General features: G+C 72.4%; 22 protein-coding genes. 7 read left to right on the top strand and 15 right to left on the bottom strand.

The features are described 5' to 3' along the window. Positions 1–26: 26 nt before the first annotated feature. Together HCJ93_RS13715 and hisI are read right to left on the bottom strand one after the other, a co-directional pair. Positions 27–1520, bottom strand: coding sequence for an anthranilate synthase component I (locus tag HCJ93_RS13715; protein ID WP_167994790.1), 1494 nt, complete (start codon positions 1518–1520; stop codon positions 27–29). A gap of 11 nt (positions 1521–1531) precedes the next feature. Further along, on the bottom strand, positions 1532–1957 hold the full coding sequence (gene hisI / locus HCJ93_RS13710; RefSeq protein WP_167994788.1) for a phosphoribosyl-AMP cyclohydrolase: 426 nt from the start codon (positions 1955–1957) through the stop codon (positions 1532–1534). 83 nt (positions 1958–2040) lie between these two features. On the opposite strand from hisI, the gene HCJ93_RS13705 reads away from it, so the two are divergent. Next, positions 2041–2676 (top strand): TIGR03085 family metal-binding protein, encoded by a 636-nt coding sequence (locus HCJ93_RS13705; protein WP_167994786.1) that lies wholly within the window; start codon positions 2041–2043, stop codon positions 2674–2676. Between the two features lie 27 nt (positions 2677–2703). Then, complete coding sequence (locus HCJ93_RS13700; RefSeq protein ID WP_167994784.1) at positions 2704–3102, top strand: VOC family protein; 399 nt, start codon at positions 2704–2706, stop codon at positions 3100–3102. A gap of 9 nt (positions 3103–3111) precedes the next feature. Here HCJ93_RS13700 and hisF read toward each other — a convergent pair whose 3' ends face one another. Genes hisF through hisD form a run of 8 tightly spaced genes read right to left on the bottom strand, consistent with a single transcriptional unit; the run spans position 3112 to position 8827 of the window. After that, complete coding sequence (hisF, locus tag HCJ93_RS13695) at positions 3112–3867, bottom strand: imidazole glycerol phosphate synthase subunit HisF (RefSeq protein WP_167994782.1); 756 nt, start codon at positions 3865–3867, stop codon at positions 3112–3114. Next, positions 3864–4280 carry a Rid family hydrolase gene (locus tag HCJ93_RS13690; RefSeq protein WP_167994780.1) on the bottom strand — a complete coding sequence of 139 codons (417 nt, stop codon included), beginning with the start codon at positions 4278–4280 and terminating at the stop codon, positions 3864–3866. The genes hisF and HCJ93_RS13690 overlap by 4 nt, the downstream gene beginning before the upstream one ends. Continuing rightward, positions 4277–5005, bottom strand: coding sequence for a bifunctional 1-(5-phosphoribosyl)-5-((5-phosphoribosylamino)methylideneamino)imidazole-4-carboxamide isomerase/phosphoribosylanthranilate isomerase PriA (priA, locus tag HCJ93_RS13685; RefSeq protein WP_167994779.1), 729 nt, complete (start codon positions 5003–5005; stop codon positions 4277–4279). The genes HCJ93_RS13690 and priA overlap by 4 nt, the downstream gene beginning before the upstream one ends. After that, positions 5005–5646: an imidazole glycerol phosphate synthase subunit HisH gene (gene hisH / locus HCJ93_RS13680; RefSeq protein WP_167994777.1), complete on the bottom strand. Its 642-nt coding sequence runs from the start codon at positions 5644–5646 to the stop codon at positions 5005–5007. The genes priA and hisH overlap by 1 nt, the downstream gene beginning before the upstream one ends. A 1-nt stretch (position 5647) precedes the next feature. Continuing rightward, on the bottom strand, positions 5648–5806 hold the full coding sequence (locus HCJ93_RS13675; protein ID WP_167994775.1) for a CG2302 family histidine operon protein: 159 nt from the start codon (positions 5804–5806) through the stop codon (positions 5648–5650). After that, positions 5803–6396 carry an imidazoleglycerol-phosphate dehydratase HisB gene (hisB, locus tag HCJ93_RS13670; RefSeq protein ID WP_167994773.1) on the bottom strand — a complete coding sequence of 198 codons (594 nt, stop codon included), beginning with the start codon at positions 6394–6396 and terminating at the stop codon, positions 5803–5805. Before hisB ends, HCJ93_RS13675 begins: the two co-directional genes overlap by 4 nt. After that, the gene (locus tag HCJ93_RS13665) at positions 6393–7505 is read right to left on the bottom strand and encodes a histidinol-phosphate transaminase (RefSeq protein ID WP_167994771.1); all 1113 of its coding nucleotides are present in this window, start codon (positions 7503–7505) and stop codon (positions 6393–6395) included. The genes hisB and HCJ93_RS13665 overlap by 4 nt, the downstream gene beginning before the upstream one ends. Continuing rightward, positions 7502–8827, bottom strand: coding sequence for a histidinol dehydrogenase (gene hisD, locus HCJ93_RS13660; protein WP_167994769.1), 1326 nt, complete (start codon positions 8825–8827; stop codon positions 7502–7504). The genes HCJ93_RS13665 and hisD overlap by 4 nt, the downstream gene beginning before the upstream one ends. A 193-nt stretch (positions 8828–9020) precedes the next feature. On the opposite strand from hisD, the gene HCJ93_RS13655 reads away from it, so the two are divergent. The 4 genes from HCJ93_RS13655 (at position 9021) to ybaK (ending at position 13032) form a co-directional block, all read left to right on the top strand. Continuing rightward, positions 9021–10598: an oxidoreductase gene (locus HCJ93_RS13655; protein WP_167994767.1), complete on the top strand. Its 1578-nt coding sequence runs from the start codon at positions 9021–9023 to the stop codon at positions 10596–10598. Positions 10599–10734: 136 nt separating this feature from the next. Beyond that, the gene (locus HCJ93_RS13650) at positions 10735–11766 is read left to right on the top strand and encodes a hypothetical protein (RefSeq protein WP_167994765.1); all 1032 of its coding nucleotides are present in this window, start codon (positions 10735–10737) and stop codon (positions 11764–11766) included. Between the two features lie 11 nt (positions 11767–11777). Next, positions 11778–12518 carry an LON peptidase substrate-binding domain-containing protein gene (locus tag HCJ93_RS13645; RefSeq protein WP_167994763.1) on the top strand — a complete coding sequence of 247 codons (741 nt, stop codon included), beginning with the start codon at positions 11778–11780 and terminating at the stop codon, positions 12516–12518. Between the two features lie 13 nt (positions 12519–12531). After that, positions 12532–13032, top strand: a complete 501-nt coding sequence (gene ybaK, locus HCJ93_RS13640) for a Cys-tRNA(Pro) deacylase (RefSeq protein WP_167994761.1) — start codon at positions 12532–12534, stop codon at positions 13030–13032. A 408-nt stretch (positions 13033–13440) separates the two neighbouring features. Here ybaK and HCJ93_RS13635 read toward each other — a convergent pair whose 3' ends face one another. The 4 genes from HCJ93_RS13635 to HCJ93_RS13620 form a co-directional block, all read right to left on the bottom strand. Further along, positions 13441–14175 (bottom strand): AAA family ATPase, encoded by a 735-nt coding sequence (locus HCJ93_RS13635; RefSeq protein WP_167994749.1) that lies wholly within the window; start codon positions 14173–14175, stop codon positions 13441–13443. Between the two features lie 34 nt (positions 14176–14209). Beyond that, positions 14210–15031 (bottom strand): ABC transporter permease, encoded by an 822-nt coding sequence (locus HCJ93_RS13630; protein WP_167994747.1) that lies wholly within the window; start codon positions 15029–15031, stop codon positions 14210–14212. Between the two features lie 133 nt (positions 15032–15164). Then, on the bottom strand, positions 15165–16139 hold the full coding sequence (locus HCJ93_RS13625; RefSeq protein ID WP_167994841.1) for an ABC transporter ATP-binding protein: 975 nt from the start codon (positions 16137–16139) through the stop codon (positions 15165–15167). A gap of 96 nt (positions 16140–16235) precedes the next feature. Then, positions 16236–17456 (bottom strand): NYN domain-containing protein, encoded by a 1221-nt coding sequence (locus tag HCJ93_RS13620; protein ID WP_167994745.1) that lies wholly within the window; start codon positions 17454–17456, stop codon positions 16236–16238. Positions 17457–17677: 221 nt separating this feature from the next. On the opposite strand from HCJ93_RS13620, the gene HCJ93_RS13615 reads away from it, so the two are divergent. After that, positions 17678–17842 (top strand): hypothetical protein, encoded by a 165-nt coding sequence (locus tag HCJ93_RS13615; protein ID WP_167994743.1) that lies wholly within the window; start codon positions 17678–17680, stop codon positions 17840–17842. A gap of 91 nt (positions 17843–17933) precedes the next feature. Here HCJ93_RS13615 and dnaE read toward each other — a convergent pair whose 3' ends face one another. After that, complete coding sequence (dnaE, locus tag HCJ93_RS13610; RefSeq protein ID WP_167994741.1) at positions 17934–21473, bottom strand: DNA polymerase III subunit alpha; 3540 nt, start codon at positions 21471–21473, stop codon at positions 17934–17936. Positions 21474–21515 lie beyond the last annotated feature (42 nt).

Here is a 21515-nt window from a genome sequence, read left to right as displayed (position 1 = left end):
ATCCGGGGGTTGGCTCCCGGCCTGATTCAGGCCGTGCCCAGGCGGTTCGCGGTGTGCACCGCCCGCAGCACCGCCGCGGCCTTGTTGCGGCACTCGGTGTCCTCGGCGACCGGGTCGGAGTCGGCGACGATCCCGGCGCCCGCCTGCACATAGGCGGTGCCGTCGCGCAGCAGGGCGGTGCGGATGGCGATGGCGGTGTCGGAGTCGCCGGCGAAGTCCAGGTAGCCGACGCAGCCGCCGTACAGGCCGCGCCGGGACGGCTCCAGCTCGTCGATGATCTGCATGGCGCGCGGCTTGGGCGCGCCGGAGAGGGTGCCGGCCGGGAAGCAGGCGGTGAGCACGTCGAAGGCGGTGCGGTCGGCGGCGACCCGCCCGGTGACCGTCGAGACGATGTGCATGACGTGCGAGTAGCGCTCGATGGACATGAAGTCGACCACCTCGACCGAGCCGGGCTCGCAGACCCGTCCGAGGTCGTTGCGGCCGAGGTCGACCAGCATCAGGTGCTCGGCGCGCTCCTTGGGGTCGGCGAGCAGCTCCTCGGCGAGGGCCTGGTCCTCCTGCGGGGTGCTGCCGCGGTGCCGGGTGCCGGCGATGGGGTGCACCATGGCCTGCCCGTCCTCGACCTTCACCAGCGCCTCGGGGGACGAGCCGGCCACGTCGAAGCCGTCGAACCGGAACAGGTACATGTACGGGGACGGGTTGGTGGCCCGCAGCACCCGGTAGACATCGAGCGCGGTGGCCGTGCAGGGGGTCTCGAAGCGCTGGGAGGGGACGACCTGGAAGGCCTCGCCGGCGCGGATGCGCTCCTTGATGTCCTCGACGGCCGCCTGGAAGTCGGGGCCGCCCCACAGGGCGGTGTACTCGGGCAGTTCGGAGGGCGGCAGCGCGGCCGGGGGCTGGGCGACGGGGCGGGAGAGGTCGGCCTGCATGGCGTCGAGCCGGGCCACGGCGTCGGCGTAGGCCTCGTCGACGCCGGTCTCCAGGTCGTTGTGGTTGATCGCGTTGGCGATCAGCCAGACGGCGCCCTCCCAGTGGTCCATCACGGCGAGGTCGCTGGTGAGCAGCATGGTCAGCTCGGGCAGCCCCAGGTCGTCGCGCTCGCCGGGGCCGATCTTCTCCAGGCGGCGCACGATGTCGTAGCCGAGGTAGCCGACCATGCCGCCGGTGAAGGGCGGCAGGCCCAGGTCGTGGGCGAGGTCGCGGGGGGTGTGCAGGGCTTCGAGGGTGGCGCGCAGCGCGGCCAGCGGGTCGCCGGCGGTGGGGACGCCGACGGGCGGCGTGCCCAGCCAGTGGGCCTGCCCGTCGCGCTCGGTGAGGGTGGCGGCCGACCGCACGCCGACGAAGGAGTAGCGGGACCAGGAGCGTCCGTTCTCCGCGGACTCCAGCAGGAAGGTGCCGGGGCGCTCGGCGGCGAGCTTGCGGTAGAGCGCCACCGGTGTGTCGCCGTCGGCGAGGAGCTTGCGGGTGACCGGGATGACCCGCCGGTCGGCGGCGAGCTTGCGGAACGTCTCGAGGTCCATGACGGCTGACCTTACTGATCGTCGCCGGGGACGCCGTGATCGCCGTCCTTCAGCAGCACGTCGGCGTCGAAGCAGGTGCGGGCGCCGGTGTGGCAGGCGGCGCCGACCTGGTCGACCTTGACCAGCACGGTGTCGGCGTCGCAGTCCAGGGCGACCGACTTCACCCGCTGGACGTGCCCGGAGGTGTCGCCCTTGACCCAGTACTCCTGGCGGCTGCGCGACCAGTAGGTGCAGCGGCCGGTGGTGAGGGTGCGGTGCAGCGCCTCGTCGTCCATCCAGCCGAGCATCAGCACCTCCCCGGTGTCGTACTGCTGGGCGATGGCGGGCAGGAGGCCGTCGGGGCTGCGCTTGAGCCGTGCGGCGATCTCCGGGTCGAGGCCGCTGGAGGGAGCGCCTTCCCGGGTGGTGGCCGGGCGGCGGGCGGGCGTGCTGGTCATGCGGTCCATTGTGCCGCGCCGGCCGGTGCCGCCCGGACGGCGTCCACTGTCCGGACCGGTGGGGCGGCCGTAGGCTGGCAGGCATGTCGACCCATGCGAAGCGTGAACGACTTCTCCTGGCCGATCTGCTGGAGACCGCGGGCCCCGACGCCCCGACCCTGTGCGAGGGCTGGACGACCCGGGACCTGGCCGCGCACGTGGTGGTGCGCGAGCGCCGCCCCGATGCGGCCGGCGGCATCCTGATCAAGCAGCTGGCGCCGCGCCTGGAACGGGTGATGGCGGAATTCACCGACAAGCCGTACGCGGAGCTGATCCAGCTGATCCGCACCGGCCCGCCGCGCTTCTCGCCGTTCTCCCTGAAACAGGTCGACGAGCTGTCCAACATCGTGGAGTTCTACGTCCACACCGAGGACGTCCGCCGCGCCCAGCCCGACTGGACCCCGCGGGAGCTGGACCCGGTGTTCCAGGACGCGCTGTGGTCCCGCCTCGAGCGCAGCGCCCGGCTGATGGGCCGGGGCGTGCCGACGGGTCTGGTGCTGCGCCGCCCGGACGGCCAGACGGCGGTGGCCCGCCGCGGCACCCCGGTGGTCACGGTGACCGGGGAGCCGTCGGAGCTGGTGCTGTTCGCCTACGGCCGGCAGGGCGCGGCCAGGGTGGAGCTGGAGGGCGACGAGGACGCGATCGCCAAGCTGCGGGAGACCAAGCAGCTCGGGATCTGATCGCCGCACGACCCGAAAGGCCCCGTCATGATCAAGGTCGCCATGACCAGCGTCTACGTGGATGACGTCGCGAAGGCGCACGCCTTCTACACCGACGTCCTGGGGTTGGAGACCCGCAGGCGGCGGGACCTGGGCGACGGCGCGCTGCTGGTCACGGTGGGCGCGCGGGACGGTGCGCAGCCGGATCTGGAACTGCTGCTCGAGTCCGGCCAGGGGCCGATCGCCGAGCCGTACCGCAGGGCGGTGCGCGAGGCGGGGCTGCCCGCGATCGTGCTCTCGGTGGACGACCTCCGCGCGGAGTACGAACGGCTGCGCGGGGAGGGCGTCCACTTCGTGGAGGATCCGCAGGAGCGCGGCGGGGTGCTCACGGCCGTCGCGGACGACACGGTGGGCAATCTGATCCAGCTGATCCAGCCGCTCGAGTGAGCGCCGGCGTCAGCGGACCGGGTGGCCTGCCTCGCGCAGGGTGTCCTTGACCTCGCCGATCCGCAGGTCGCCGAAGTGGAAGACGGAGGCCGCGAGGACCGCGTCGGCGCCCGCGTCGATGGCCGGCGGGAAGTCGGCGAGCTTGCCGGCGCCGCCGGAGGCGATCAGCGGGACGGTGACGTGCTTGCGGACCGCGGTGATCATCTCCAGGTCGTAGCCGTCCTTGGTGCCGTCGGCGTCCATGGAGTTGAGCAGGATCTCCCCGGCGCCCAGTTCGGCGGCCTGGTGGGCCCATTCGACGGCGTCGATGCCGGTGCCGCGGCGACCGCCGTGGGTGGTGACCTCGAAGCCGCCGCCCGGGGTGCGGCGGGCGTCCACCGACAGCACCAGGACCTGGCGGCCGAAGCGCTCGGCGATCTCCCGGATCAGCTCGGGGCGGGCGATCGCGGCCGTGTTGACACCGACCTTGTCGGCGCCCGCGCGCAGCAGCCTGTCCACGTCGTCGGCGGTGCGCACGCCGCCGCCCACGGTGAGCGGGATGAAGACCTGCTCGGCGGTGCGGCGCACCACGTCGTAGGTGGTCTCGCGGTTGCCGGACGAGGCGGTGATGTCCAGGAAGGTCAGCTCGTCGGCGCCCTCGGCGTCGTAGACCTTGGCCATCTCGACGGGGTCGCCCGCGTCGCGCAGGTTCTTGAAGTTGACGCCCTTGACGACCCGGCCGTTGTCCACGTCCAGGCAGGGGATGACTCGGACCGCCAGGGTCATGAAGTCACGGCTCCTTGGTGATTTCCTCGGAATGCTTCCAGTTCCACCGAGACCAGGACGCGGGCGTCGACGAACCCCTCGACGACCAGCACGGTGGTGACCGGTCGCACCCGGTCGAACAGCTCCTTGTGGGCCCGGGCGACCTCGTCGACGTCGCGGGCGTGGGCGAGGTGCAGCCGGGTGCGGACCACGGACTCCACGCCGAGCCCGAACTCGCCGATGGCCTCGAGCGCGGTGGTGAAGGCGACCTTGGCCTGCTCGTACGGGTCGCCCTCGCCGTAGAGCACATCGCCCTTGAACGCGGTGGTGCCCGCGACCAGGACGAGGTCGCCCGCCGCGACGGCGCGTGCGAAGCCGAAGGACTCCTCCCAGGGGTTTCCGCTCTGCACCCGCCGCACGGCATCGATGGTCATCGCGACACAGCCTCCAGGGCCTCTTCCAGGGTGAACGCCTTCGCGTACAGGGCCTTCCCGACGATGGCGCCCTCGACACCGAGGGGCACCAGCTCGGCGATCGCCCTGAGGTCGTCCAGCGAGGACACCCCGCCGGAGGCGACGACCGGGCGGTCGGTGGCGGCGCAGACGTTCTTCAGCAGCTCCAGGTTGGGACCCTGCAGGGTGCCGTCCTTGGCGATGTCGGTGACGACGTAGCGGGCGCAGCCCTCCTTGTTGAGACGCTCCAGCGTCTCGTAGAGGTCGCCGCCGTCGCGGGTCCAGCCGCGGCCGCGCAGGGTGGTGCCGCGCACGTCGAGGCCGACGGCGATCCTGTCGCCGTGCTCGGCGATGACCTTGGCGACCCACTCGGGGGTCTCCAGGGCGGCCGTGCCCAGGTTGACGCGGGTGCAGCCGGTGGCGAGCGCGGCGGCGAGGGTCTCGTCGTCGCGGATGCCGCCGGACAGCTCCACCTTGATGTCCATGGCCCGGGTGACCTCGGCGATCAGCTCCCGGTTGTTCCCGGTGCCGAACGCGGCGTCCAGGTCGACCAGGTGCAGCCACTCGGCGCCGGAGCGCTGCCAGGCGAGGGCGGCCTCGAGCGGCGAGCCGTAGGAGGTCTCGGTGCCGGACTCGCCGTGCACCAGGCGGACGGCCTGGCCGTCGCGGACGTCGACGGCGGGGAGGAGTTCGAGCTTGGCAGCCATCAGAGGATTCCGATCCAGTTGTTCAGCAGCTGGGCACCGGCGTCGCCGGACTTCTCGGGGTGGAACTGGGTGGCCCACAGGGCGCCGTTCTCCACCGCCGCCACGAACGGCTTGCCGTGCGTGGCCCAGGTGACCTTGGGCGCCTGCATCGCCGGGTTGTGCGCCTCCAGCTGCCAGTCGTGGACGGCGTAGGAGTGCACGAAGTAGAAGCGGGTGCCGTCGTCGAGACCGGCGAACAGCTGGGAGCCGGGCGCGATGTCCACGGTGTTCCAGCCCATGTGGGGCACGATGTCGGCCTCGAGCGGGCCGACCGTGCCGGGCCACTCGTTCAGGCCCTCGGTCTCCACCCCGTGCTCGATGCCGCGGGCGAAGAGGATCTGCATGCCGACGCAGATGCCCATCACCGGGCGGCCGCCGGCCAGCCGGCGGCCCACGATCCAGTCGCCGCGCGCCTGCTTCAGTCCCTGCATGCAGGCGGCGAAGGCGCCGACGCCCGGTACCAGCAGACCGTCGGCGTTCATGGCCGTGTCGAAGTCGCGGGTGATCTCGACGTCCGCACCCGCGCGGGCGAGGGCCCGCTCGGCGGAGCGCACGTTGCCGAAGCCGTAGTCGAAGACCACGACCTTCTTGGTGGTGCTCACCTCACACCTCCAGCCTGAGGACGCCGGCGAGGAGGCACATCGCGGCGCCGATGGAGAGCAGCACGATCAGGCTCGTGGGCATCTTCTGCTTGACGAAGGAGATGATGCCGCCGACCAGGAAGAGCCCGACCACGATCAGGACGGTGGACAGCCCGTTCACAGCGCACCCTTCGTGGACGGAATGATCCCTTCTGCACGCGGGTCGCGTTCGGAGGCGTAGCGCAGGGCCCGGGCCAGGGCCTTGAACTGGCACTCCACGATATGGTGCGCGTTCCGCCCGTACGGCACGTGCACATGCAGCGCGATCTGGGCCTGGGCGACGAAGGACTCCAGGATGTGCCGGGTCATCGTCACGTCGTACTCGCCGATCATCGGCGCCATGTTCTCCGGCTCGGTGTGCACCAGGTAGGGGCGGCCGGAGAGATCGACGGTGACCTGGGCGAGGGACTCGTCCAGCGGGACCGTGCAGTTGCCGAAGCGGTAGATCCCCTTCTTGTCGCCGAGCGCCTGCTTGAAGGCGGCGCCGAGCGCGAGGGCGGTGTCCTCGATGGTGTGGTGGGAGTCGATGTGCAGGTCGCCCTCGGTCTTCACGGTCAGGTCGAACAGACCGTGCCGGCCGAGCTGGTCGAGCATGTGGTCGTAGAAGCCGACCCCGGTGGAGATCTCGGTCCGCCCGGTGCCGTCGAGGTCTATCTCGACCAGCACCGAGGTCTCCTTGGTGGTGCGCTCCACGCGTCCAACGCGGCTCATTCGCTCTGCTCCTTCTTGATGTCCCGTACCGCGTCGAGGAACGCGTCGTTCTCCTCCGGGGTGCCGGCGGTGACCCGCAGCCACCCCGGCACGCCGTTGTCCCGGACCAGCACGCCCCGGTCGAGGATCTGCCGCCAGGCCCGGTGGGCGTCGTCGAACCGGCCGAACTGCACGAAGTTGGCGTCCGACTCGATCACCTCGTAGCCGGCCGCGCGCAGCTCGGCGACCAGCCGGTCCCGTTCGGCCTTCAGCTGCTCGACATAACCGAGCAGGGTGTCGGTGTGTTCCAGGGCGGCCAGCGCGGTGGCCTGGGTCACCGCCGAGAGGTGGTAGGGCAGCCGGACCAGCTGGACCGCGTCCACCACCGCCGGGTGGGCGGCCAGATAGCCCAGGCGCAGCCCGGCCGCGCCGAACGCCTTGGACATGGTCCGCGAGATCACCAGGTGCGGCCGGCCCTCGAGCAGCCCGAGCAGCGAGTCGCCGTGGCTGAACTCGATGTACGCCTCGTCCACCACCACCATCGACGGCTTGGCCGCCTGCGCCGCCTCGTACAGCGCGAGGACGGTCTCGCGGGGCACCGCGTTGCCGGTGGGGTTGTTGGGGGTGGTGACGAAGACGACGTCCGGCTGGTTCTCGGCGATCGCCTTCTCGGCGGCGGGCAGGTCGATGGTGAAGTCGTCGGCGCGCGGGCCGGAGATCCAGCCGGTGCCGGTGCCGCGCGCGATCAGGGCGTGCATCGAGTACGAGGGCTCGAAGCCGATCGCGGTGCGGCCCGGGCCGCCGAAGGTCTGCAGCAGCTGCTGGATGACCTCGTTGGAGCCGTTGGCCGCCCAGACGTTCTCCGCGCCGACCCGGTGACCGGAGGTGCGGGTCAGGTACTCGGCGAGGCGGGTGCGCAGCTCCACCGCGTCCCGGTCCGGGTAGCGGTTGAGGCCGCGGGCGGCCTCGCGCACCCGCTCGGCGATCCGTTCGACCAGCGGCTCGGGCAGCGGGTAGGGGTTCTCGTTGGTGTTCAGCCGTACGGGCACGTCGAGCTGGGGCGCCCCGTAGGGGGACTTGCCGCGCAGCTCGTCCCGCACGGGCAGGTCGTCGATCCTCACGTCGCTCACTTGCTCTCGGGCACCTTCCAGCCGAACCTCGCCTTGATCGCCGCGCCGTGCGCCGGGAGGTCCTCGGCCTCCGCCAGCGTCACCACGTGGTGCGCGACCTCGGCCAGCGCGTCCTCGGTGTAGTCGACGATGTGGATGCCGCGCAGGAAGGACTGCACGGACAGGCCCGAGGAGTGGCAGGCACAGCCGCCGGTGGGCAGGACGTGGTTGGATCCGGCCGCGTAGTCGCCGAGCGAGACCGGCGCCCAGGGGCCGACGAAGATCGCGCCGGCGTTGCGCACCCGGTCGGCGACGGCGGCGGCGTCGGCGGTCTGGATCTCCAGGTGCTCGGCGCCGTAGGCGTCGACCACCCGCAGGCCCTCGTCGATGCCGTCGACCAGCACGATGGCGGACTGCCTGCCGCCGAGCGCGGGCACGATCCGGTCGTCGATGTGCTTGGTGGCCTCGACCTGCGGCTCCAGCTCCTTCTCCACCGCGTCCGCCAGCTCGGCGGAGTCGGTGACCAGGACGGAGGCGGCCAGCGGGTCGTGCTCGGCCTGGCTGATCAGGTCGGCGGCTACGTGCACCGGGTCGGCCGTGGCGTCCGCGAGGATCGCGATCTCGGTGGGGCCGGCCTCGGCGTCGATGCCGATCTTCCCGGTGAAGTAGCGCTTGGCGGCGGCGACCCAGATGTTGCCGGGGCCGGTGACCATGTTCGCCGGCGGGCAGGACTCGGTGCCGTGGGCGAACATCGCGACGGCGGTGGCGCCGCCGGCCGCGTACACCTCGTCGACGCCGAGGAGCGCGCACGCGGCGAGGATCGTGGGGTGCGGCAGCCCGCCGAACTCGGCCTGGGCCGGCGAGGCCAGCGCGATCGACGGGACGCCGGCCTCCTGCGCCGGGACCGCGTTCATGATCACGGACGAGGGGTAGACCGAGCGGCCGCCGGGCGCGTACAGGCCCACCCGGTCGACGGGGACCCACTTCTCGGTGACCGTGCCGCCGGGCACGACCTGGGTGGTGCGGGTGGAGCGGCGCTGCTCGCGGTGGACGAGCCGGGCGCGGCGGATGGACTCCTCCAGGGCCGCGCGCACGGCCGGGTCCAGCTGCTTCAGGGCGTCGGTGAGCGCCTGGTCCGGGACCCGGACGCTTTCCAGCCGTACCCCGTCGAACCTCTCGGCGAAGTCGATCAGCGCCGCGTCGCCACGATGATGCACGGCCTCGCAGATGGGACGCACCTTCTCCAGGGCGGCCGCGACGTCGAAGTCGGCTCGGGGCAGCAGGTCACGCAGGGCGGGGCCCTCGGGGAGGGCGTCGCCGCGCAGATCGATTCGGGAGATCACGTGCTCAATTCTCTCAGACCCGTGCGTGCGGACGTCCGCGCGTTCCAATGGCTGATACGCGTGTCACGCGGTGACCCTCCGCACACATCGGCGCGATCCGGCTCACGTTCCGTGTTCAAGCGGTGACACGACCGGGCACAACGGCTGTATGAAGCGATGAACCAGCAAGTAGCCGGGGAGGAGGGGGGCAGCCGTGCCGACAGGGGCGGGACCGGGCGCCGGGCCGCCGCCGGAGGACCTGACCGCCGTCGAGGCGGGCATGTGGCAGGCGTTCCGCAGCGGCAGTCTGTACGACCTGAGCAGCGGCGACACGGTCGTGGACGATCCGCACGGGGGCCACCCGTGGGGTCCCGAGCGCACGGTGCGGGCGCGGGTCGTGTGCTGGCTGCTGCTGGACGGTCCGCCCCCGCTGGCCGGCCGGGTCTCCTCGCTGAAGCTGTCCGGCGTGCTGATCAGCGGCACGATGGACCTGGCCGGCGGGGTCGTGGTCCCGTACGTGGAGATGCGCGGCTGCCGCTTCGAGCGGGAGGTACTGCTGCCGGAGGCCCGCTTCACCACGGTGCGCCTCGTGGACTGCGCGGTGCCGCGCCTGGAGGCGGCCCGGCTGCACACCGAGGGCGATCTGCATCTGCCGCGCTGCCGCTTCCTGCGCGGCATCCGGCTGACCGACGCCCGGATAGGCACCGATCTGCTGCTCAACCAGGCGGTGGTGCACCGCGACCGCAGCGGCCGCTCGCTCGCCGGGGACGGCCTGACGGTCGGTCAGGACCTGCAGGCGGAGATGCTCCAGTCGCACGGGGAGCTGAGCCTGCGCGGCGCCACGATCGGCGTCTCGCTGAACCTGCGCGGCGCCCGCCTGCTCAACCCGAACACCCGGCACGCGCTCAATGCGCCCCAGCTGACGGTCGGGCGGTCGCTGTATCTGACCCCGGCGGGCCTCGGCCCGCACGCCAGGAGCGGGATGACCCCGGCGCGCGGCACCCGGATCCAGCGCTTCGAGTGCCAGGGCGGGGTGCGGCTGGACGACGGGCGCTTCGGGGACGCGGTGGACCTGGAGGGGGCCCGGTTCGCCTTCACCGACGAGCAGGAGCTGTCGCTGCGCCGGGTGCAGACGCCCGAGCTGCGCTTCCTCTGCGCGCGGCCGGTGCGTGGCCGGGCGGTGCTGTCGGGGGCCCGGGTGGTGAATCTGATCGACCGGGTGGACAGCTGGCCGGGCCCCGGCCGGCTGCAGCTGGGCGGCTTCACCTACGAGAACCTGGTGCCACGCGGCCCCTTCCCGCTGGAGAAGCGGATCCGGTGGGCCGGGGCGGCGAGCGCCGAGTACAACCCGGAGCCCTACGAGCGGCTGGCCGCCGTGCTGCGGGCGAGCGGCGCGGACGAGGACGCCCGCGAGGTCCTGCTCGCCAAGCAGCGCCGGCGCCGCGAGAGCCTGCCGCTCGCGGCCAAGCTGTGGGGGTACGCCCAGGACTGGACCGTCGCCTACGGCTACCGGCCGGGCCGGGCCGCGGTGTGGATGGCGGTGCTGTGGGCGGCCGGCTCGGTCGCCTTCGCCCGCGCCGAGCATCCGCCGATCAAGGAGGGCGAGCACCCGGCGTGGAATCCGTCGCTGTTCGCCCTGGACCTGCTGCTGCCGGTCATCGACCTGGGCCAGGCGGGCTTCTGGCAGCTGCGCGGCGGCTGGCAGTGGCTGGCGGCGGGGTTCATCCTGATGGGCTGGATCCTGGCGACGACGGTGGCGGCGGGCGTGACCCGCGCCCTGCGGCGCAACTAGCGGTTCGCTGTGGCGGCCGGCCTCCTTCTCACCTGACGTTGTTTTACCTGCCCTTGACCGGCCGCCGTACAACCTTCCGCGACTTCGGTGAAGCCTCTGGCGCGCCCGTGACCAGCGGACTTTCAATGGTTGGACCATGGCTCCGCTGCACGCGTTCACCCGCTCCCCCCGGGTGCGAAGAAGGACGGCCGACGCACCCGCCGTCGGTGCCGTGCTGCCCGCCGACGACGAGGTCCTGCTCGACGCCCCCGACGACGCGCTGGGCCCGGCGCTGCTCGGCGCCGCGCAGGGGGACTTCGTCCCGGCCGCTGAGCTGCTCGCGGCCACCCGGCGCACCAGGGCCTGGGAGCGCCGGGACCGCTATGTACGGCGCCTGGCGGTCTTCGCGCGTTCGCGCCCCGACTGGCTGGCCTCCTGGCGGGCCGCCGCCCCGCAGGACGGGGACGCGCTGCTGGTCGACGCCCAGCTGGCGGTGGACCGGGCCTGGGACTCCCCCGCGCGCGCCGAACTGCTGCGCGAGGTGAGCCCGCTGATCACCGCAGCGGCCAAGGCGGACAACGGCGATCCGGTGCCCTGGCGGCTCGCCCTGGACCACGCCCGGGGCGCCCGCGCCGGCCACACCTACTTCGAGGAGCTGTGGGCGGCGGCCGTCCGCCGCGACCCGCACCACTACGGCTGCCATGTCGCGGCCCTGGGCTATCTCGCGTCCTCCTGGCACGGCTCGCACCGCGAGTGCTTCGACTTCGCCGAGCCGGCCGCCCAGGACGCGCCGGACGACTCGCTCACCCAGGCCCTGCCGCTGCGGGCGGCGTTCGGCTACCTCACCGACGGCTGCGGTCCCCCGCTGCCGCGGGCGCGGCTCGACGCGGCGGCCGACCGGGCCATGGCCCTGTCGGCCCGGTTCCCCGCGCGTCACGCCTGGCCGGCCGAGCCGCGCAATCTGCTGACGTACGTGCTCGTCCGCCTGGAGCGCTGGACGGACGCGCTGGAGCAGCTGGGCCTCATCGGCGTGTACGCCACGAGCTTCCCCTGGGACCGGGACGCGGCCGATCCGCTCGGCCGGTTCCTCCAGGTGCGCCGGAAGGTGCGGGCGGCCGTGGCCGCGGGTGGCGGGTCCGGCCATCCACTCCGTGAACAGCGACGGCACATGCGCTCCGGCGACCATTAGGCTTTTGCGTCGTGACCACCGTCCGGCTCCCGCTCTTTCCCCTGAACTCGGTGCTGTTCCCGGGGCTCGTGCTTCCGCTCAACGTCTTCGAGGAGCGCTACCGCGCCATGATGCGCGAGCTGCTGAAGACGCCCGAGGACGAGCCCCGCCGGTTCGCCGTGGTGGCGATCCGTGACGGCCACGAGGTCGCGCCGAGCGCCCCCGGCATGCCCGACCCGACGGCGCTGCCGGAGCGCGGCCCCGCGGCGGGTTTCGGCCCCGGCCCGATGAAGGCCTTCCACAAGGTGGGCTGTGTGGCCGACGCGGCGACCGTCCGGGAGCGGGCGGACGGCACCTTCGAGGTGCTCGCGACCGGGACGACCCGGGTGCGGCTGCTGTCGGTGGACGCCTCGGGGCCGTTCCTCACCGCCGAGCTCGAGCCGGTGCCCGAGGAGCCCGGCGACGAGGCGGGTGCCCTGGCGGAGGGGGTGCTGCGGGCGTTCCGGCAGTACCAGAAGCGGCTGGCGGGCGCGCGGGAGCGGTCCCTGGCGACCGGCGCTGAGCTGCCGGACGAGCCGGGCGTCGTCTCCTATCTGGTCGCCGCGGCGATGGTGCTGGACACGCCGACGAAGCAGCGGCTGCTGCAGGCCCCGGACACCGCGTCCCGGCTCCGCGACGAGCTGAAACTCCTGCGCGCGGAGACGGCGATCATCCGTAGCCTGCCGTCATTGCCCGCGCCGGACCTGACGCGCGGCCCGACGAATCTCAACTGAGGTCTGTGCCCTGATGGCGAAGAAGTCCAAGAAGCAGCAGTCCGGCGGCACACCGGCGACGGTGGTTCTGGCCGCGGCGGGCGCCGAGTTCACGCTCCACTCCTACGAGCACGACCCGTCCCACCCCTCCTACGGCGAGGAGGCGGCCGAGGCGATGGGCGTCTCCCCCGACCGGGTGTTCAAGACCCTGGTCGCCGAGATCGACGGCAGCCTGACGGTGGCCGTGGTGCCGGTGGCCGGCCAGCTGGACCTGAAGGCCCTGGCGGCGGCGGTGGGCGGCAAACGGGCGGCGATGGCCGACCCGGCGCTCGCGGAACGCACCACCGGCTATGTCCGCGGTGGCATCTCGCCGCTGGGCCAGCGCAAGAAGCTGCCCACGGTCCTGGACGCGTCGGCGCGGGGGCACGCCACCATCTGCGTCTCCGCGGGCCGCCGGGGCCTGGAGGTGGAACTCGCCCCGGACACCCTGGCCGAGCTGACCTCGGCGACGCTGGCGCCGATCGCCCGCCCGTAGCCCGGCGGGTGGCGCCCGCGGGGCTGTCGCGAAGGCGCCCGGGGCGGGCGCACCGCGGGCACTTCGCGAACCTGCCCGGGCGGGCCGCGCGCGGCTCGCGGCGGGCGCGCGTTTTCGGACGTGCTTCCGGTGTCGGCGCGGGGCACCTCGACGCCGGACTCCTCCTCGGCTATCGAGAAAGGACATGTCGAAGAGGACGCGCAAGCGCAGGTGGCGCACCAGGAAGGGCCGCGCGAACCACGGCCGCCGGCCGGCGTAGGCCGAGGGACCCGCCGTCCGCCGGCGAGCCGCCGCGGACGGCCTCATGCACGGGCGCGACGTACCGGGCCCCGGCCCTCCGTACCTGCCGTACGGGGGCCGGGGCCCGGTGCCGCCTCACGAGGGCGAGGGTTCTCCGGCCGCCCGGTGCTACTTCTCCAGGCGCACGGGTCCGTTCTGCTCCGGGGGCGGCGGGAGGGGCTCGGGGTCGCGCGGGCCGAACAGCGCCGTGAGGCCGAGGTGCAGCACGAGGGCCGCCATGGACCAGGCCAGCAGCGCCCCCTTCGCACCCAGCTTGAGCGGCGCGTCGAAGGCGACGCCCCGGCCCGCCTCCCGGGCCTGGGCGATCAGGTCCTGCTCCGGCCCCAGCCACACGCCGACCCGCCAGGCGAGGAGCGAGCCCAGCAGCCCGCCGAGCGCCATTCCCGCCACCAGCGGCACTCCCCCGCGCCGCCGCAGCAGGAAGACGACCAGCGCGCTCACCGCGCCGAAGGCCAGGGCCAGGAGGGTGAAGGTGCCGTCGGCGCCCACCGCCTGCTCGCCCTCGGTGTCCTTGACGTAGACGACCCAGCTGTCACCGGTCACATCGCCCACATACGCCACGCGCGGCGCCAGCCACCACCACAGCAGGCCCAGCAGCACCCCGCTGAGCGCCACCGCGACCGCGGTCACCGCGGCTTCCCGCATCTCCGTCCTCATCCCGGGCCCGTCCTGCCCGTACCACCCGAGCCCGGTGTCCGCGGTATGCCCCGGCTTGCCCGGCCCGGCGTCCTTGGGCGTCGCCGCGGCGAGCTGCCCCGCGGCGGGCGACGTCGGCGGCTGACCCCGCCACCCGTCGGGCGAGGAGTGTTCGTGCGGCGGTGGTGGTGTCAGAGGTGCGCTCACCCTGCCATCGTGCCAGGCTCCGCCCCGGCGTGTGTCACCGGACGGCGGCCCTGCGGTAGGCCCAGGTGGCGACGCCCAGCGAGAGGACCCCGACCACCCCGCACACCGCGAGGTCGCCGAGCACCAGCCCCCAGGCGGGCCGCTCCGCGAAGGTGCGGGCGAAGGCGTCCACCCCGTAGGTCGAGGGCAGCAGGTCCCGGGCGAGGCGCACCGCCTCGGGCATCCGCTCGGCCGGCAGCACCCCCAGCAGCAGCACGGCGGACATGCCCAGCTGGCCGAGCAGGGTGGCCAGCTCGGGCCGCGGGGCGAGCAGTCCGAGCGCCGCCCCGAGCCCGGCGAGCGCGGCCCCGGCGAGCGGAATCACCGCGGCCAGCACCCACAGATGCGCCAGCGGCAGCCCGAACAGCACGCAGCCGAAGACGGCCGTGACCACCGTGCCGGGCACGGTGAACGAGGCGTACGCGCCGGCCGCGCCCAGCACCACCGCGGCCGGCGGCACCGGCAGCGTGGCGTAGTGGTCGAGCCCGCCGCTCGCCCGCAGCTGGCCGAAGTACTGCGCCAGCAGGTTCAGCGCCACGAAGGCGACGACCAGCACCGAGGAGCCGGCGACCACCGCCCGCGCCTCGCCGCCGCCGTCGACGACACCGCGCATCAGGATCATGATCCCGACCGACTGGAAGGTCGCCACGAACAGCAGCGGGATGCGCGCCACCCGCGCCCGGGACAGCTGCGCCCGGTACACGGCCGCCAGCGAGGGCCACAGCCGTGCCCGCGGACCGAGTTCGGCCGGCCGGCCGGCGGTCTCCTCCGCGGCCAGGGCGCCGCCCGGCAGGACATCGGCGGGTACGACACTCACGTCGTGCTGCTCCCCTTCGCCAGAAGATTCGCTCGCAGGGTCCTCGCGGGGCCACCGGAAGGTGCGTCCGGTCGCGCCGAGGCGGTCGCCCTGTTCCGTACGGATGCCGTGCGGGGTGTGCTCACCGTGCCGCTCACGCCTTCACCAGCCCTCGCCGCACCGCCCCGCCGAGCGCCAGATAGACGTCCTCCAGGCTGGGCGTGGCCAGCGTGAAGTCGTCCAGGGCGGCGAAGGCGGCCCCGCCGGTGACGGTGGCGACGACCGTGCGGGCCTCCTCGGGGGCGAGCCGCAGGGTCCAGCGGCGGCCCGACTCGGCGGCCCGGTCCCGCAGCGCGGCGACCTCGGGCACGTGCAGCGGCGCGGCCTCGCGCCACACCAGCTCGACCCGGACCTCGCCGGCGATCTGCTCCTTCAGCCCGGCGGGGCTGTCGCAGGCGATGACCCGGCCCCGGTCGAGCACGGCGACCCGGTCGAGGACGGTCTCGGCCTCGATGACGTTGTGGGTGACCAGCAGCACCGTGGAGCCGTGCTCGGCGCGCCGCCGGTCGACGGCGGACCACACGGCGCGCCGCGCCACGGGGTCCATGCCGGTGGTGGGCTCGTCGAGCACCAGCAGGGGGCGCTCGCCCACCAGCGCGGCGGCGAAGCAGGCGAGCCGCCGCTGGCCGCCGGACAGCTTGCGCAGCGGGCGCCCGGCGAGCGGCGTCAGGCCCAGCTCCTCCAGCACGGCGTCGCGCTCGGCCCGCGCTCGCCGGGCGCCGAGGCCGCGCAGCCGTCCGGTGGTCTCGGCGGCGAGGGACACCGTCAGCTCGTCCAGGGCGGTGGACTCCTGGCCGAGGTAGGCGAGGATGCGGGAGGCGCGCTCGGGGTGGCGGACGATGTCGTGGCCGAGGATCTCGACCGTGCCGCGGTCGGGGCGCATGAGCCCGGTGAGCTGGCGCACCAGGGTGGACTTGCCGGCGCCGTTGGGCCCGAGCAGTCCGAAGATCTCGCCGCGCCGGATGTCGAGGTCCACGTCGTCGGTGGCCCTGACCTCGGGCGTGTCCGGCACCCCGCGGCGGCCGCGCGCCGCCGGGTAGGTCTTGGTCAGCCCGCGCACCGTGCACACGGCCTCACCGCCGTGCCGGAATGCCTGTGCCGCGCGCGTACTCACAAGGGACGAGACTACGGGGTCGGCGGGCCCGCCCGGCTTCCGGGGCGGAGGTTACTCGGCGGCTGCCGCCCGCTCGGTGCCGGTGCGCACGTCGATCTCGCGCCAGAACCCCGCACGGATGGCGTAACGGTCGCGTTCGTCGATCTGGTCGTCCTTGTGGGCGAGCAGGCCGAAGCGGGCGGCGTAGCGCAGCAGCTCGCCGTCGATGCGGTGCGGGATGCGCGGGTACATGCCGGACAGCTTCTGCAGGTGGCTCTGGTCGCCGAGACGTTCCACCCAGCGCCGGGCGAAGACCTGCCCCACCTCGTAGGGGTCGCCGCCGACGGTGGTGATGTCCTCCTCGCGGTCGGCCCACCGCTGCTCGGCGGTGGTGAGCTGGGCGAGGGTCGGCATGGACGCGGCCTCGGGCGGCTCGGTGACGGGCCGGTCCACCCAGCCCTTGTCGGAGGACCAGCGCAGGGTGGCGGAGGCGGGCGGCGCGGGCGGCGCTGCGGTGCCGGGGGCGCGCAGGGCGGCCACGTCCTTCGGGGTGGGCACGGCCCTGGCCACCGGGGTGCGCTCCGCCGCACCGTTGGCCGCTGCGGACGCGGGGTGCGCGGGGTGCGCGGCCGGCTGGGCGGCGCGTCCGCCTGCGGCGGGGAGCGCGGACTCGGGCAGCGGGGCGGAGAGGATCGCGGCGATCTCGGGGCGGGCGACGGGCGGGGGCGCGCACACCCCGCTGATGTCCTTGGCCCGTACCGCCTTGACGATCCAGGCGCGGTCGAGCACCCGGCGCTCGTCGGCCTCGGCGACCAGGTCCTCGGACTGGTTGTAGTCGCCGTCGGCGGCCTGCACGGCCCACAGATGGACGGCGACGCCGTGCTCCTTGGCGGCCATCATGCCGGGCAGCAGGTCGCCGTCGCCGGTGACCAGCACGATGTCGGAGCAGGCGCGGTTGCGGGCCAGTTCGGTCAGCTCGGCGTGCATGGCGGCGTCCACGCCCTTCTGCGCCCAGCGGCCGTCACTGCGCGTGAGGGCACCGAGGCGGACGGTGACCCGGGGCATCACGCGCAGCCGCCGGTGCTCGGGCTGCGGGACGCGGTCGGGGGCGCCGTCGAACCAGTAGATGCGCAGCAGCGGCTGCCGGGTGTCGGACTCGGCGCGTTCGCGCAGGCCCTGGATGAGAGCGGCGTGATCCACGGTGATCCGGGACCGTGAGGGTTCCCCGGCGAGGAGACTGGCGGCGGCCCCCAGCAGATACCCGGCGTCCACCAGGACGATGCAGCGGTCCACGCGATCCACCCTCTTTCCGGGAGGTTTGCTTCGGGCTTGATTCGAGTCTGCCCGACCGCGCCGGGGTTAACGGCTCGAACTCGATCTTCGGCGTGGCGTTTCCACACTTCCTCCCCCGACCGCACTTGTCACACACGGTAATTGTCCGACTCGCGCGGGTTATATGACTATGTGAACCTGGTTCCGGCCCTGGCCCCTAGATCCCCCACAGGAGGCATCCCATGGCCAAGAACAAGAACCGTGACCGTAAGCAGGCCCACAACCAGCGTGCCCAGCAGGCGCAGCAGCCGACCGCGATCGAGACCCCGGACGAGCAGCGCACCTCGCAGGCGGCCCCCGACGAGATCGCGCGCAAGGGCCGGCAGAAGCGCTTCGGCCACAACTGACATCGGCGCACCGGGCCGTTGAGGCCCAGGCACGGCACGAGGGGCGCCCCCGGAACCGGGGGCGCCCCTCACGCACGACGAGCCCGTCCGCTCAGCCGGCCAGGCAGGACGGCCCGAGGAAGGCCTTGAGGTCACCGAAGAGCGCCGGGTCGGGCTTGACCCGGTGCCGGTCCAGCCGCAGCACCGTCGTCTTGCGCGGCCCCTGGAGCTTGATCCGCACCTCGCTGTCGCCCTTGTGGTGGCTGAGGATCTCGCCGAGGCGGCTGACCATCGGCGGGGTCACCCGGGCCGCCGGGATGGTGAGCACCACGGGCGCGTTGGTCCCCGCGTTGGACAGGTCGGGGACCATCAGCTCCATCGCCACGAGACGCGGCACGTCCTCCCGCTTGTCCAGTCGGCCCTTGACGAAGACCACCGCGTCCTCGACGAGTTGCGTGGACACCAGCTGGTACGTCGCAGGGAAGAACATGCACTCGATGGAGCCGGCCAGGTCCTCCACCGTGGCGATCGCCCAGGCGTTGCCCTGCTTGGTCATCTTGCGCTGCAGGCCGGAGATGATGCCGCCGATGGTGACGACCGCGCCGTCGCCGAAGTCCCCGGCGGTGAGCTGGGAGATGCCCGCGTCGGCCTTGTCGGCCAGCACGTGCTCCAGGCCGAACAACGGGTGGTCGGAGACGTACAGGCCGAGCATCTCCCGCTCCTGGGCGAGCAGGTAGGCCTTGTCCCACTCCTCGTCGGTGAAGGTGACGTCGAGCCCGAAGCCCGGCTCGTCGCTCTGGTCCTCTCCCATGCCGCCGAAGAGGTCGAACTGCCCCTCGGCCTCCTTGCGCTTGACCGCCACCACGTTGTCGATCATCGGCTCGTACTGGGCCATCAGCCCCTTGCGGGTGTGGCCCAGGGAGTCGAAGGCACCGGCCTTGATCAGCGACTCGGTGGTGCGCTTGTTGCACACGACCGCGTCGACCTTGTCGAGGTAGTCCGGGAAGGAGGTGTACTTCCCCTTGGCCTTGCGGCACCTGATGATCGACTCCACCACGTTGGTGCCGACGTTGCGCACCGCGGAGAGGCCGAAGAGGATCACGTCGTCGCCCTGGGCGGCGAAGTTGGCCTCGGACTCGTTGACGTTCGGCGGGAGCACCTTGATGCCCATGCGGCGGCACTCGTTGAGGTAGACGGCCGACTTGTCCTTGTCGTCCTTCACCGAGGTGAGCAGCGCCGCCATGTACTCGGCGGGGTGGTTCGCCTTGAGGTAGGCCGTCCAGTAGGAGACCAGTCCGTACGCGGCGGAGTGCGCCTTGTTGAAGGCGTAGCCGGCGAACGGCACCAGCACGTCCCACAGCGCCTGGATGGCCTCGTCGCTGTAACCGTTCTTGCGGGCGCCGGCCTGGAAGATGACGAAGTTCTTCTCCAGCTCCTCCGGCTTCTTCTTGCCCATGACGCGGCGGAGGATGTCGGCCTCGCCGAGCGAGTAGCCGGCGATGATCTGGGCGGCCTTCTGCACCTGCTCCTGATAGACGATCAGGCCGTAGGTGACGTCCAGGACCTCCTTGAGCGGCTCCTCCAGCTCGGGGTGGATCGGTGTGATCTCCTGCTGGCCGTTCTTGCGCAGCGCGTAGTTGGTGTGCGAGTTCATGCCCATCGGGCCCGGCCGGTACAGGGCCGAGACGGCGGAGATGTCCTCGAAGTTGTCCGGCTTCATCAGCCGGAGCAGGGAGCGCATCGGGCCGCCGTCGAACTGGAAGACGCCGAGGGTGTCGCCGCGCTGGAGCAGCTCGAAGGTCTTGGGGTCGTCGAGCGGGAGGCTCAGGAGATCGATGTCGATCCCCTTGTTGGCCTTCACCATCTTGACGGCGTCGTCCATGATCGTGAGGTTGCGCAGGCCCAGGAAGTCCATCTTCAGCAGGCCGAGCGACTCACAGCTCGGGTAGTCCCACTGCGTGATGGTCACGCCGTCGGTGTGCCTCACCCAGACCGGGACGTGCTCGGTGATGGTCTCGCTGGACATGATCACGCCGGCCGCGTGCACGCCCATCTGCCGTACCAGGCCCTCCACACCGCGGGCGGTGTCGATCACCTTCTTCACGTCCGGCTCGTTCTCGTACATCGCCCGGACCTCGGCCGCCTCCGAGTAGCGGGGGTGGCTGGGGTCGGTGATGCCGGACAGCGGGATGCCCTTGCCGAGGACGTCGGCGGGCATGGCCTTGGTGATGCGGTCGCCCATCGCGTACGGGTAGCCCAGCACGCGGGCGGCGTCCTTGATGGCGTTCTTGGCCTTGATGGTGCCGTAGGTGCCGATCATGGCGACCTTGTCGGCGCCGTACTTCTCGGTCACGTACCGGATGACCTCGACGCGCCGGCGCTCGTCGAAGTCGATGTCGACATCCGGCATGGAGATGCGCTCGGGGTTGAGGAAGCGCTCGAAGATCAGGCCGTGCGGGATGGGGTCGAGGTCGGTGATGCCGAGGGCGTAGGCGACGATCGAGCCTGCCGCCGAGCCGCGGCCGGGGCCGACGGCGATGCCCTGCTTCTTGGCCCACATGATGAAGTCGGCGACCACGAGGAAGTAGCCGGGGAAGCCCATCGAGATGATGGTGTCCATCTCGTACTCGACCTGCTTCATGCGGTCTTCCGGGATGCCGTCCGGGTAGCGGCGGTGCATGCCGCGCATGACTTCCTCGCGGAACCAGCTGACCTCGGTGTAGCCCTCCGGGATGTCGAACTTGGGCATCAGGTCGCGCTTTTCGAACATGCCCGTGGTGTCGACCATCTCGGCGATCAGGGCGGTGTTGGCGCAGCCCTGCTGCCAGGCGTCCGAGGAGTCGATGGCGTACATCTCCTCGGTGGACTTCAGGTAGTAGCCGGTGCCGTCGAACTTGAAGCGGTCGGGGTCGGAGAGGTTCTTGCCGGTCTGGATGCACAGCAGCGCGTCGTGGGCACTGGCCTCGTGCGCGTAGGTGTAGTGCGAGTCGTTGGTGACCAGGGGCGGGATGCCCAGCTTCCGGCCGATCTCCAGCAGGCCGTCGCGGACCCGGCGCTCGATCTCGATGCCGTGGTCCATCAGCTCCAGGAAGTAGCGGTCCTTGCCGAAGATGTCCTGGTAGTCGGCGGCGGCCTTGAGCGCCTCGTCGAAATGGCCGAGGCGCAGCCGGGTCTGGATCTCGCCGGAGGGGCATCCGGTGGAGGCGACGATGCCCTCGGACCACTGGGCGATGGTCTCCTTGTCCATCCGGGGCCACTTCTGCAGCCAGCCCTCGGCGTAGGCGTCCGAGGAGAGGCGGAAGAGGTTGTGCAGACCGGTCTTGTTCACCGCCCACATCGTCTTGTGGGTGTAGCCACCGGAGCCGGAGACGTCGTCGCGCTTCTGGTGCGGCTGGCCCCAGAGGATCTTGCGCTTGTTGCGCCGCGACTCGGGGGCGACATAGGCCTCGATCCCGATGATCGGGGTGATTCCGGCCTTCTGCGCGGAGTGGAAGAAGTCGTACGCCCCGTGCAGGTTGCCGTGGTCGGACATGGCGATGTGCGTCATGCCCATCTCGTTGCAGGCGTCGAACATGTCCTTCAGCCGCGCGGCACCGTCCAGCAGCGAGTACTGGGTGTGGACGTGCAGGTGCGTGAACGGCGGCTTTGACACGGTGCGGCCTCCAAGGAGAACAGCTGGTGACGGACAGGCGGC

Origin of the sequence: Streptomyces composti (assembly GCF_012034205.1) — a bacterium.
GTDB classification, from domain to species: domain Bacteria; phylum Actinomycetota; class Actinomycetes; order Streptomycetales; family Streptomycetaceae; genus Streptomyces; species Streptomyces composti.
This window is presented reverse-complemented; position numbering and strand designations above follow the sequence as displayed.

What these genes read in the sequence shown, in the direction of transcription:
- hisB (WP_167994773.1), bottom strand. Translation starts at nt 6,396, where the DNA reads ATGAGCCGCGTTGGACGCGTGGAGCGCACCACCAAGGAGACCTCGGTG.
- hisF (WP_167994782.1), bottom strand. Translation starts at nt 3,867, where the DNA reads ATGACCCTGGCGGTCCGAGTCATCCCCTGCCTGGACGTGGACAACGGC.
- HCJ93_RS13650 (WP_167994765.1), top strand. Translation starts at nt 10,735, where the DNA reads ATGGCTCCGCTGCACGCGTTCACCCGCTCCCCCCGGGTGCGAAGAAGG.
- HCJ93_RS13700 (WP_167994784.1), top strand. Translation starts at nt 2,704, where the DNA reads ATGATCAAGGTCGCCATGACCAGCGTCTACGTGGATGACGTCGCGAAG.
- hisI (WP_167994788.1), bottom strand. Translation starts at nt 1,957, where the DNA reads ATGACCAGCACGCCCGCCCGCCGCCCGGCCACCACCCGGGAAGGCGCT.
- ybaK (WP_167994761.1), top strand. Translation starts at nt 12,532, where the DNA reads ATGGCGAAGAAGTCCAAGAAGCAGCAGTCCGGCGGCACACCGGCGACG.
- HCJ93_RS13615 (WP_167994743.1), top strand. Translation starts at nt 17,678, where the DNA reads ATGGCCAAGAACAAGAACCGTGACCGTAAGCAGGCCCACAACCAGCGT.
- HCJ93_RS13715 (WP_167994790.1), bottom strand. Translation starts at nt 1,520, where the DNA reads ATGGACCTCGAGACGTTCCGCAAGCTCGCCGCCGACCGGCGGGTCATC.
- HCJ93_RS13705 (WP_167994786.1), top strand. Translation starts at nt 2,041, where the DNA reads ATGTCGACCCATGCGAAGCGTGAACGACTTCTCCTGGCCGATCTGCTG.
- HCJ93_RS13690 (WP_167994780.1), bottom strand. Translation starts at nt 4,280, where the DNA reads ATGACCATCGATGCCGTGCGGCGGGTGCAGAGCGGAAACCCCTGGGAG.
- priA (WP_167994779.1), bottom strand. Translation starts at nt 5,005, where the DNA reads ATGGCTGCCAAGCTCGAACTCCTCCCCGCCGTCGACGTCCGCGACGGC.